Source organism: Serratia sp. CY32780 (assembly GCF_052169135.1).
Lineage (GTDB): Bacteria > Pseudomonadota > Gammaproteobacteria > Enterobacterales > Enterobacteriaceae > Serratia > Serratia sarumanii.
Genome location: NZ_JBJNLI010000009.1, coordinates 59,808 through 71,956, shown reverse-complemented (window position 1 = coordinate 71,956; position 12,149 = coordinate 59,808). Strand labels below are relative to the sequence as shown.

Annotated in this window: 7 protein-coding genes; 5 read left to right on the top strand and 2 right to left on the bottom strand. The window is 63.9% G+C overall.

Translation table 11 applies throughout. From position 1 onward, the window contains the following. Window positions 1–2 precede the first annotated feature (2 nt). From ACJ8HH_RS23555 to ACJ8HH_RS23535, 5 genes are all read left to right on the top strand, one after another. Entirely contained in the window at window positions 3–812 is an 810-nt protein-coding gene (locus ACJ8HH_RS23555; RefSeq protein ID WP_033649695.1) for an alkaline phosphatase family protein, read from the top strand. Further along, window positions 809–1,654: an ABC transporter permease gene (locus ACJ8HH_RS23550; RefSeq protein ID WP_039569690.1), complete on the top strand. Its 846-nt coding sequence runs from the start codon at window positions 809–811 to the stop codon at window positions 1,652–1,654. The genes ACJ8HH_RS23555 and ACJ8HH_RS23550 overlap by 4 nt, the downstream gene beginning before the upstream one ends. A gap of 17 nt (window positions 1,655–1,671) precedes the next feature. Then, the gene (locus tag ACJ8HH_RS23545) at window positions 1,672–2,457 is read left to right on the top strand and encodes an ABC transporter permease (protein WP_033649697.1); all 786 of its coding nucleotides are present in this window, start codon (window positions 1,672–1,674) and stop codon (window positions 2,455–2,457) included. Window positions 2,458–2,461: 4 nt separating this feature from the next. After that, window positions 2,462–3,454, top strand: coding sequence for an ABC transporter ATP-binding protein (locus tag ACJ8HH_RS23540; protein ID WP_033649699.1), 993 nt, complete (start codon window positions 2,462–2,464; stop codon window positions 3,452–3,454). Window positions 3,455–3,694: 240 nt separating this feature from the next. Continuing rightward, on the top strand, window positions 3,695–5,344 hold the full coding sequence (locus ACJ8HH_RS23535; protein WP_033636226.1) for a Na/Pi cotransporter family protein: 1,650 nt from the start codon (window positions 3,695–3,697) through the stop codon (window positions 5,342–5,344). Window positions 5,345–5,391: 47 nt separating this feature from the next. On the opposite strand, the gene ACJ8HH_RS23530 is transcribed toward ACJ8HH_RS23535, so the two are convergent. Both ACJ8HH_RS23530 and ACJ8HH_RS23525 read right to left on the bottom strand, forming a co-directional pair. Beyond that, a complete protein-coding gene (locus ACJ8HH_RS23530; protein WP_442520250.1) occupies window positions 5,392–10,218 on the bottom strand; it encodes a hemagglutinin repeat-containing protein in 4,827 nt (1,608 codons plus the stop codon). A 45-nt stretch (window positions 10,219–10,263) separates the two neighbouring features. Continuing rightward, on the bottom strand, window positions 10,264–11,943 hold the full coding sequence (locus ACJ8HH_RS23525; protein WP_060452114.1) for a ShlB/FhaC/HecB family hemolysin secretion/activation protein: 1,680 nt from the start codon (window positions 11,941–11,943) through the stop codon (window positions 10,264–10,266). Window positions 11,944–12,149: the final 206 nt, after the last annotated feature.

Sequence of the window (12,149 nt, the reverse complement as noted above, 5' to 3'; positions counted from 1 at the left end):
CCATGAAAACGATCCTCGTGCTGCTGGACGGCCTCAACTACCGGGTGGCGCACGACGCCATGGGCTATCTGCAGGCCGAATGCGCGGCGGGACGCGGACGGTTGTACCTGTTGGAGAGCGAGCTGCCCTCGCTCTCCCGGCCGCTGTATGAATGCATCCTCACCGGCGTCACGCCGGTGGAGAGCGGCGTGGTGCACAACCACGTCTCGCGCCTTTCTCATCAACAAAGCGTGTTTCATTACGCGCGCGCCGCCGGGTTGACCACCGCCGCCGCCGCGTATCATTGGTTCAGCGAATTGTATAACCGCACGCCATTCGACGCCGCGCGCGACCGCCATACCGACGCCCCCGAGCTGCCGATCCAGCACGGGCATTTCTATTACGACGACGGCTACCCCGACAGCCATCTGTTCGACGACGCCGAAAGCCTGCGCCTGCGGCATCAGCCGGATTTCCTGCTGATCCACCCGATGAACATCGACGACGCCGGGCACCGCTTCGGTCTCTCTTCGCCGCAGTACCGCAACGCGGCGCGGCGCGCCGACGGCTCGCTGTCGCGCTATCTGCCCGAGTGGCTGGCGGCCGGTTATCAGGTGCTGGTCACCGCCGATCACGGCATGAACGACGATCGCAGCCACGGCGGCGTGTTGCCGGAAGAGCGCCAGGTGCCGCTGTTCGTGTTCGGCTCGGGCTTCAGCCAGGACGACGCCGATCCGCAGCAAACCGAGCTGTGCGGTACGATCTGCGATCTGCTGCAGGTGCCGCATGACAAGCCGCGCTGCCGGGCGCTGCTGGCGCAGGATGCGCGATGAACGGCAAAACCAAATGGATCGCCGCGCTGTGCCTGCTGCCGTTTATCGTGCTGTTCGGCGCGTTTCAGATCGCCCCGCTGGTGTGGATCGCCGTTCACAGCTTTTTCAGCGAGAGTAGCGGCTGGGGATGGGGCAACTATGTCGATATCCTCACCTCGCCGTTCTACCTGCAGGCCTTTCAGTTCTCGCTGGAGATCTCGCTGTGGTCGAGCGTCTACGGCTTGCTGATTGCGTTAGTGGGCAGTTACTCGCTGCGCCAGCTCGGCCAGACCCGATTTCATGACTTCGTGATGTCGTTCACCAACATGACCAGCAACTTCGCCGGGGTGCCGCTGGCGTTCGCCTTCGTCATTCTGCTGGGGCTGAACGGTTGCCTGACGCTGTTGCTGCGCAAATACGGTTTGATGGAGAGTTTCAATCTCTATTCGAAGAGCGGCCTGATCGTGCTGTATACCTATTTCCAGATCCCGCTGGGGGTGCTGTTGCTGTATCCGGCGTTCGACGCGCTGCGCGCCGACTGGCGCGAGTCGGCGGCGCTGCTCGGCGCTGGCCCCTGGCGCTACTGGCGGCATATCGGCCTGCCGGTGCTGGCGCCGGCGCTGATGGGCACCTTCGTCATTCTGTTGGCCAACGCGCTGGGCGCCTACGCCACGGTGTACGCGCTGACCACCGGCAACTTCAACGTGATCCCGATCCGCATCTCGGCATTGGTGGCAGGGGACATCTCCCTCGATCCGAACCTGGCCAGCGCGCTGGCGATGCTGCTGGTGGTGATGATGGCGTTTATCACGGTGATCCACCAATGGATGCTGCGCAGGAGCTACCTCAATGCGCGCTCATAATCGGATGGAGAATGCTCATGTCGCGTGCTGAACGCCTGTACCATCGCACGGTGACCGGCCTGCTGCTGTTGATCCTGCTGCTGCCGCTGGCGGCGACGCTGATTTACGCGCTGGCCACCCAGTGGGGCGCCACCATTTTACCGGACGGTTTTACCCTGAAGTGGCTGACGGCGCTGTGGAGCGACCCGCGCTTTTTGCAGGCGCTGTGGCACTCGCTGTTGATCTGCTTCGGCACGCTGCTGCTGTCGGTAGTGGTGATCCTGCCGGCGATGTTTGTGATCGCTTACTACTTCCCCAAACTGGACTCGGTGATGAACGTGCTGATTCTGCTGCCGTTCGCCGTGCCGCCGGTGGTGTCGGCGGTGGGGCTGATGCAGCTGTTCGCCGCCGATCCGCTGCCGCTGCTCGGCACTCCCTGGATTTTGGTGGGCTGCTATTTCACCATCGCGCTGCCGTTTATCTACCGCGCCATCAGCAACAACATGCAGGCGATCAACCTGCGCGATCTGATGGACGCCGCGCACCTGCTTGGCGCCAGCACCTGGCAGGCGGCGCTGTGGGTGGTGCTGCCGAACCTGCGCAAGGGTGGAACGATCGCCGTGCTGCTGTCGTTCTCGTTCCTGATCGGCGAGTTCGTGTTCGCCAACCTGCTGGTGGGCAGCCAGTATGAAACGCTGCAGGTCTACCTGTACAACATGCGCAACGGCAGCGGGCACTTCACCAGCGCGCTGGTCATCTCCTATTTCGCCGTGGTGCTGCTCGTCACCTGGCTGGCGAACCTGCTGAATAAAAACAAGGGTTAACCCGATGGCTTATCTCAACGTCACCCGCCTGAACAAACACTATGGCCAGACCCAAGTGTTTCAGGATATCGATTTCACCGCCGAAGAGGGGGAGTTCGTCACCCTGCTGGGGCCGAGCGGCTGCGGCAAATCGACGCTGCTGCGCTGCCTGGCCGGCCTGACCCCGGTCGACAGCGGGCAAATCTTGTTGCAGGGTCAGGATCTGGTGCCGCTGGCGCCGCAAAAGCGCGGCATCGGCATGGTGTTCCAAAGCTATGCGCTGTTTCCCAATATGACGGTGGAAGGCAACGTGGCCTTCGGGCTGAAAATGCAGAAGCTGGCGGCCGGGCAGATCGGCCAGCGGGTGCAGGAGGTGCTGGCGCTGGTGGAGCTGAGCGATCTGGCGAAGCGCTATCCGCATCAGCTGTCGGGCGGCCAGTGTCAGCGCGTGGCGCTGGCGCGATCGCTGGTCACTCGCCCGCGGCTGCTGCTGCTCGACGAACCGCTGTCGGCGCTGGACGCGCGCATCCGCAAACACCTGCGCGAGCAGATTCGGCGCATTCAACGCGAGCTGAACCTGACGGCGATCTTCGTCACCCACGATCAGGAAGAGGCGCTGACCTTGTCGGATCGCATCGTGCTGATGAACAAGGGGCAGATCGTGCAGAGCGGCGATGCGGAAACCCTGTATACCCAGCCGGCGGACGCCTTCGCCGCCGGGTTTATCGGCAACTATAATCTGCTGACCGCCGAACAGGCCGCCCAGCTGACCGGGCGCAGCTATGTCGGCAAGGTGGCGATCCGGCCCGAATCGATCGGCCTGTTGCCGGCCGGGCAGGGGATCGGCGGGGTGATCCTGGGCCACAGTTTGCTCGGGAATGTGGTACGCTATCGGATTCAGGTTCGCGGTGTAGAATTGCTGGTTGACGTGCTCAACCGGTCGGTGGCCGACCTGCGGCCCGACGGCGAGCAAATTGGGCTACACTTGGAACCTGTTGTATTGCGGGAAGTTGCATGACTTCGCAGCGCGGCGCCGGGGCCTTTCCGCCGCCGCATTAACCCTTCTCTTCTGCGGTCTGCCGCCCGCCCGCTGTCCTGCCAGACCTACGCCCGGCAGGCGGGACCGCGCGCTGTACCCGTCATCTTTTGGCCTACCGGCTGCGGCTAAGGCGAACAGAACCGTTCCGTCTTTCCGCACCGCCTGACAGGCATCGGGTACCAGCCTCCTTTGGCCGGGCGTTAATGGAGCGTATCTTCCGTGCTGACCCTTCTTCACCTGCTTTCCTCCGTGGCGCTGTTGGTGTGGGGCACCCACATCGTGCGCACCGGGATCATGCGGGTTTACGGCGCCAATCTGCGGCGCGTGTTGAGCGACAGCGTTGAGAAAAAGCCGCTGGCGTTCGTTTCCGGCATCGGCGTGACCGCGCTGGTACAGAGCAGCAACGCCACGGCGCTGCTGGTGACCTCTTTCGTTGCGCAGGGGCTGGTGGGGCTGGCGCCTGCGCTGGTGATCATGCTCGGCGCTGACGTCGGCACCGCGCTGATGGCGCGCGTGCTGACCTTCGATCTTTCCTGGCTGTCGCCGCTGCTGATCCTGATCGGCGTCTTCCTGTTCCTCAGCCGCAAGCAGATGCGGATCGGCCAGATCGGGCGCGTCCTGATCGGCCTTGGGCTGATCGTGCTGGCGCTGGAGCTGATCGTGGCCGCCGCCACGCCGATCACCCAGGCGGCCGGGGTGAAAGTGCTGTTCTCGTCGCTGACCGGCGACGTGATGCTGGACGCCCTGACCGGCGCGCTGTTCGCCATCGTCAGCTATTCCAGCCTGGCGGCGGTGCTGCTGACCGCCACCCTGACCGCATCCGGCGTGATTTCGCTGAAGGTGGCGCTCTGCCTGGTGATCGGCGCCAACCTCGGCAGCGGCCTGTTGGCGATGATCAACGCCAGCGGCCAGAACGCCGCCGGGCGGCGCGTGGCGCTCGGCAGCCTGCTGTTCAAGCTGGTGGGCTGTGTGCTGGTGCTGCCGTTCGTTTCCTATCTGGCGGATGTGATGGCTCAGCTGCCGGGCGGCAGCGAAGAGCTGGTGATCTACTTCCACGTGTTCTACAACCTGATCCGTTGTCTGGTGATGATCCCGCTGGCCGGGCCGATGGCGACGCTGTGCGAGCGGCTGATCGTCGACGTGGCGGCCGACGATCCGCGCATGCGGCCGCGCCATCTGGACGCCAGCGCGCTGGACACGCCGACGCTGGCGTTGGCCAATGCGGCGCGCGAAACGTTGCGCATGGGCGACGTGGTGGAACACATGATGATCCTGCAGCGCGAAGTGCTGCACGGCAAGCAAGGCGTGGATAAAGAAGTGCGGCGCCTCGACGATGACGTCGACGTGCTGTACACCGCCATCAAGCTGTATCTGGCGCAGATCCAGAAGGAAGATCTGGGCGAGGAAGACTCGCGCCGCTGGGCGGAGATCATCGAAATGGCGCTTAACCTGGAACAGGCGGGCGACATCATCGAGCGCATGGCCGGCGACGTGGGCGCCAAGTCGCACGCCGCGCGCCGCGCCTTCTCGGCGGAAGGATTGGCGGAACTGGATGGGCTGCACGAGCGGCTGATCGGCAACCTGCGCCTGGGGCTGTCGGTGTTCCTGTCCGGCGACGTCACCAGCGCCAAGCGCCTGCGCCGTTCCAAGCATCGCTTCCGCATTCTGGATCGCCGCTACGCGCACGCGCACGTCGATCGTTTGCATCAGCAAAACGTGCAGAGCATCGAGACCAGTTCGTTGCATTTGGGATTGTTGGGGGACATGAAGCGTTTGAACTCGCTGTTCTGCGCCGTGGCTTACAACGTGTTGGATCAGGATGCCAAGGACGACGATCGCGACTGGGAAGACACCCCGAGCACGCTGTAAAAAAATGCCCCCGGTGAAAACCGGGGGCATTGCGTAGGGGAGGCGCGTTATTTGCCGCTGAACACGCCGGCTTTGGCGTCCGCCTGCTGAGTCGAAGCATGGCCGCTGACGAACGGCACGTTGCCGTCGACGCTTTGTTTCGCCGCGCCGCCTAACAGCCCGCCTACCGTGGCCGCCGCATCGACGCGGCCGCCGCCCTGATAGCGTTGGCCGCTGACGTCCTGCTGGCTGACCTTGCTGCCGCCCAGTTCCACCTTGCCCTGCCGGCTGCGGATCTCGCCGCCGGTCAGTTGGGTTTGGCCGCCGACCTGCAGCGCTACGCCGTGCTTACCGGTAATCGCCGACTGCTCGCCGACCGCGTTGTTGTTCACCACGTCGGCATTGACCTTGAGCTGCCCTTGGCGACCCGCCAGCCCGGTGATGCTGTCTTTCACCGCGCCGCCGACGGTGCGTGCACCGCGATCCCACAGCGGGCCCTGCGGCTTCTCGCCGGCCGGCGTTGCCGGCAGCGTCACTTTGCCGTCGGCCTTGCTGAAGCTGACCGCGCCGGTGGTGTCCTGCTGCGGATCGAGACGACGCGCCACGCTGTTGTACTTGTCGGTGGTGGCGTCGGCCACTTTATTCACCCCGGCGTCCAGTTTCTCTTTCACTTTCCCGGCGTAGCGCGGCGTGCCCACCTTCGACAGCTTGGAGGTGATGCTGCTGCCCGGATCGTTGCTGTGGCTCAGGCCGGCATCCACCTCCACCTTCACGCCTTTCTCGACGTCCTTGCGGCTTTCAACGCGCAGATCGCCGCCCACCTTGCCCTGTACGCTGTCGGCATCGACGCGCGCCCCGGCGAGGCGGGTATCCTTGCCGCTGTTGAGCGCCACGTCGCCCGCGGTGATGCCGGTGTTGGCGTGGGTGGTTTTATCCTGCTGTTCCACGCCGACCTTCAGACCGGCGCCCAGCGTATGGGTGTCTTTGCCGGTGTTCGGATCGACCTTGCCGTTGGCGTCCTTGTTGAACGTTTGGCCGCCTTTGGCGTTGGCTTTGATGCCCAGGCTCCAGTTGTCCTTGTGCTGCTCGTTCTTGGCGGACTCCAGCAGGATGCCGCCGTTTTTCGCCTCGAGCGCGGCGCTGCCGCCGCTGACCTTGGCGCCCTGCAGATGCAGCGCGTCATCGCCTTTGCCGCCGGCGGACAGGGTGACCTTGCCGTCTGAGGCTAGCGTGGCGCCCTGGCGTTCGGTCGCGGACTCATTCACCTTGGCGATGTCGAAGGCGCCGCCGGCGGAGAGGCTGCCGCCGGTTTTTTCCTTGCTGTCGCTGCTGCCGGCGCCCAGATCGAGATTGCCGGACAGCTGGTTCTCCTTACGCGTTTGGGTCGATTCCGCCGCCTGCAGCGCAACCTTGTTGCCCGCGCTCAGGGTGACGTCGCCCTGGCTCTTGACGTTGGTGCCCTGCAGCGTCAGATCGCGGCCCGCCTTCAGCTCCACGCCCTGTTGGCCGCTGACGTTGCCGACCTGCGCGGTGCTGCTGTTGCTTTCGCCGCTGCGGGTGCCGCCGCCGAAGCCGGCGCCGAAGTTTTTGCTGTCGGCGGTGAAACCGCCCTTGGCGGAGGCTTTGACGTTGAAACCGCTGTGGTTTTCGCTCTGCTTATCGCTGGCCTGATCAAAGCGAATATCGCCGCCGGCGTTGACGGCGGTTTTACCGCTGCCGCCGTTCAGCGCGGTGCCCTGATAGACCGCATCTTGTTTCACATTGACGTTGATGCCGTTGGCCGCGTCGATCGTGCCGGTCACCGCCTGGCTGGCGTTGCTGTTGCTGCGCTGGGTGCCGCCTTCGCCCTTGGCGTCTACGGTCAGATCGCTGCCGGTGGAGGTGTAGACGCGCACGCCGGCGCTGCCGCGGGTATCGCGGTTCTGCTCTTCCTGGCGGTTCGCCGCGGCTTCGCTGCGGTGGCTGTCCGCCGTCAGCGTGACCGCGCCTTTGCTCGCCTGATACTGCGTGCCCTGATCGCGCACTTCGCCTTTGGCGTTGATGTCGATGCTGCCGGCTTTCACCGAGCTGACCACCGCCTGCGAGCTGCTGCTGCGTTTTTCGCTGCTGCCGCCCTGCGCGCCGATATCCAGGCCGACGTTAGGCGCGCCGATGCCGCCGATGTCGTTGATGACGCCGGTGGCGTCCAGCTTGGCCGCCTTGCCGACCGCGCGCTCGACCGGGCGGGTCACGGCGCTGTAATCGACGTTGGCGCCGATGTTCACGCCGACGTCGGTTTTGGTGGTGGTGCTGCTGGCGGTGTCGGCGGCGGCCAGGTGATCGACGCCCGCGGCGTTCTCTTTGTAGGCGCCGCCGACGCTGTGCTGCGCGCCTTGCTGGGTCAGCTTGTCACGGGCGTTGACAGTCAGGTTGCCTTTGACGTCGCTGCCGGAGGTGACCGCCTTGCTGTTCTGCGCCTGCGTTTTGCTGTTCTCGTAGCCGGCTTCCACGCCGCTGCCGAGCTTGTCGATGCCGCCGGTGTAATAGAAACCGCCGCCGATCTTGGTCTGCTCGGTGTTCGAGGTGGTTTTGTCGTCGGCCGCCAGGAACGAGACCTTGTTGCCGCTGACGCTGGCGTCGCCTTTGTCGGCGACCAGTTTGGAGCCGCTGAAGGTCACGTCCTTCTCCGCCTCGAGCTTCACGCTGCCGCCGCTGAGGGTCGAGGCGCGGTTTTCGGTGCGGGTGGTTTTCTCGCTGTCGCGGGTGTGTTCGATGCGCAAACCGGCGCGGTATTGCTTGTCGCCGGCTTCTTTGGCGTAGCCGTTGACGGTCAGCGCGGTCTTCTGCTCATCGATTTTTTGCTGCTGTTCGGCGGCCTTGACGTTGATGTTGCCGGTCTGCGACGTCACGCTCAGCTCGCCGCCGCTGGTGATCTGACTGCCGATGACGTCGGTATCCTTACGGCTGACCAGCTTCAGGTTGGTGTCAGACTTCAACTCGCTGGCGGTGCTGCTCTGGTAGCGGTTGTCGGCCTTGTGCGAACTGCTGGTGATGTTGAAGGCGGTGCCGGTGCGCGCATCGATTTTGTCTACGGTGGTGCTCAGCGCGTTGTCGATGCGCAGGCCGCCCTGGGTGGCGGTGACCAGGCCGCCTTCCTTGCCGCGCGCCTTGCTGCCGGTGATGGTGACGCCCTGCTGGCCGTTCAGGCGCAGGGTGCCGTCGCTGGTCAGCTCGGAGGCGTGGCTGATCTCGCGGCGGTTGCTGTTGTTTTTGTTGTCGCCGCCGCCGATGCCGCCCCAGGAGGTTTTGTCATCGCGTACCGCTTTGGCGTTGGCGGTTTTCTGCACCCCGACCTGGATCTGGCTGTCTGCGTCGATCGTCAGATCGCGCTGGGCGTGGACCTTGGCGCCCTGGGTAGTGACATTGCGGCCGGCTTTCAAGGTCAGTTCGCCCTGGCTACGCAGTTCGCTGGCCTTCAGGCTCTCACTTTCGTCGCTGCTGCTCCAGCTGCCGGTGCGCAGGCTGGAAGTGTGATTGCGCTGGTAGCCGCGTTCGGTGGACTTATCCTTCTCCACCAGCCCGGCGAGATGCACGTCGCGCGCCGCTTTGACGCTCAGCGCCCGATCGGCGCTGACGTTGGCGCCCAACAGGTTCACGTCTTCCCGGGTACTGACGAGTTTGGCGCTGCCGCTGGCGGCGACGGTGCTGCCCGCCTGCTGCTGCTGCTCGCGTTCACGGGTGACGTCGTATTGCCAGGAGTAGAACCAGCGGTCGTCGGTGTGGCCCTGGGTCTGTTTCAGCTGCTGACCGTCGAGCGTCAGCTTGCCACCCTGCAGCGTGATGTCTTCGCCGCGAATATCGGTGGCGGTGAGGTGCGCATGGTTATCCGCCACCAGACTGATGTTCTTGCCTTTCAGCTCGGTGCGGGTCAGCTTCTGGCTGCTGCTGCGGTCGTTGACGTAGATGCCGCCACGGTAGTTCTGGTAGTTCTCGCCGCCGTTGCGGTTGCTGCTGGCGTCGTCAACGCGGCTTTCGCTGCGAATATCGTAGGCTTTCACCTTGAGATCGTCGCGGGCGGCCAGCGTGCCGGCCAGCTTCACGCCGCTGCCCTGCGCGGTGTTGATGATGTTGATGCGCCCGGCCTGCATGCTGCCGAGGTAGTAGCTGTCCAGCGCCGTGGTCGGTTGTACGCTGGCCAGCACCTTGCCGTCGCGCGCCACGCGGTTAAGGCCGCTGATGGCGTTGATCGCCGCCGGCGTCACGCTGCCGTTGCGATGGGTGAAGTCTTGCACGATCACGTCGCCGCGGCTGTCTATCTTCGGTGCGATCAGATCCAGCACGCCGCCGGCGTTCAGGACGCCGTTGAGGCTCAGGGTATTGCGGTTGTCCAGGGTGCTGTAGCCCTGCAGCAGGCCGTTCTCCACCAGCGGGTTGCCGACCACCAGCGAGGAGCGGCTGGTGTTGATGAACCCGCAGCCCTGGCAGCTGATGCCGTTCGGGTTGGCCAGCACGTAGTCGGCCGCCATGCCGAAGATCTCTTGCTGGCCGTGCAGCAGAGAAGGGTTACGGCCGATCACTTCGTTGAGAATGACGCTGGCTTCGCGTCCGCCCAGATTGGGGTTCGCGCCCAGTTGGCCGGCCAGCTGCGACAGCCCCGCCTCGCGGGAGTTGTTCAGCACTGCGCCGGGCTGGTTGACGTTAAAGTCCTGGTATTGGTTGTGCGACAGCCCGTTGCCGTTCGGCGCGACGATGTCGACCACCTGCGCGCCGGTCGCGGCGGTGGAAACGCCGGGGCCGTTGGCGCCGTTGGCCGCCACGATCTCCGCGGCGTAGGCGCCGGCGGAAGCGGCGAGAATAATCGCCAGCGCGGCGGCCAGTTTGCCCGCTGCTGAAAGCCTGAAGTTATTATTTTTCATCCATGTTTCTCCGTATATTGCCGTGGGGTCCTGCAAAACTGCTGATTAAAAGGTGTAAGAAAAGCGCGCCAGTACCTGAACGGGATCTTCCGGCGTGGCGTGATTCGACAAGATCCAGCCGCGGCTGACCTCGAGATCGACCAGCGCCTGCCGATAGCGCAACGTGGCGCCGCTGCTCAGGCCGGCGCTGCTGCGCCACCCCGAGCTGTCCTGGCGCGGCAAAATGCGGCCGACGTCGGCGCCGAGGCGCGGCGTCAGCGTGGTGGCACCCAGATTGAAGCTGCGCGACAGCGTGTTCTGCAGATACCAGCCGTTGTCGCCTGACTGGGTGCTGCGGCTGAAGCCGCGCACGGCGCTGCGATCGGTAAGGCTCAGCCACTCCACGCCGGGCAGCGGGTCGCGGCTGTACTGGCCGTAGAACAGGTTGTTGAGCTGATAGGTGGCGTCACCCAGGTGAAGGCGCTGGCTGAGGTTGGCGAACAGCTTGCCTTTGGTGAACTGGCTGTCGAGGTGCACCGAGCTTGGATGGCGACCGGCCCCCAGCCACGGCAGGCCCTGTTCGACGCTGAGGTTGGCGCTGAACACCCCGTTGGGCAGAATTTGCAGGTGGCTGGCGCTCAGTTCGGCCAGGGTCAGGGTGGGGCTGCTGACCTCGAGGCGCACGCTTTCGAAGTAGTTGTCGATGCGTTTGTAGGTCAACTGACCGCTCAGGCTGTCTATCTGATCGCGATCGCGGTAAAACACGTAGTCGCTGCGCAGCCCGTACTGCTGGGTCTGGCCGTGCAGTTTGACCAGGTTGTGCGGCAGCTGCTGGTGGTTCTCATAGGAGGAGAAGCTGGCGAACCCGCTGAAGGTGAACGCGCCGTACGGCAGCGAATAGAGCAGGGTATAGGCGCGGTTATAGCGGTGAGCCGGGTTTTCCAGCGTGCTGTTGGCGTTCAGGCTGACGAAGTCCGACAGGCCGAATGGGCTGTCCAGCGTGGCGGTGGCGCGAGCCAGCCACTGGCCGGTGCTTTTTTGGCCGTAATTATCCGTGCCGACGGTAATCAGCCAGGGCTTGGCATGCTGATTGCGCAAACGAATGACCGAACCGCCAACCTGGCGGCCGGGCAATATATCCAGCTTGGTGGTATTCGATTGCAAACGGTTGGCCTGATCCAATCCCTGGTCGAGCTCGGTTAATTTCAACGGTTTGCCTTCCAGCCCTGGAAATAATAAACGGCTGTTGACCCAGCGATCGCCGCCTTCTATTTTCTCGATAAATCCTTCGGTGACGCTTAATCCCAATTCTCCCTGTGAATTAGGGCGAACAATTTGTACGCGCGCGGTGATATAGCCTTTTTGCACATAAAGGCGCGTTAATTCACGGGTCAGGCGATTGATATCGTTGCTGCTGATGCACTGTTCCGGCAGCGCGCTCAGGGCGGATAAATCGGCCGGCGAGAGCAGGGTGACGCCCTGCAGATAAACGCCGGCGATCGGCAGGCACTGCGCGGACTGCGGCAGGGCGGGCGCGGCCGGTTCCGGCTCCGCCAGCAAGCGTTGCTGCTTCAGCTGCTGGTAGCGGCGTTGCTCAATCAACTGGTTGACTTCACGCGTGCTGTCTTGCAGCGCGCGGCGCGACTCCCCCATCGACATATCCCGCATCATGTGGGCGTCCGGCAGGGTTTCGGCGGAAAGGGCCGTGCTGACCAACAGCGTCAAAGCGGTGATTTTTTTTATCATTGTAATCCATTATGAGAGGCCGCCGGGGCAGCCAGCCCAATCCATGAGGTTAACCACGGGCGGCCGACGGCCGGCCCGAAATAATGAGCGACATGCACATTGCGAGGTATCTTGATTTGCCGCGGCAAATAAGACGGTGGGTATATATCTAAATAATAATTAGGCTGCTTCTTTTATGGCGGGCAACCCTGGTGACTTAATTAATT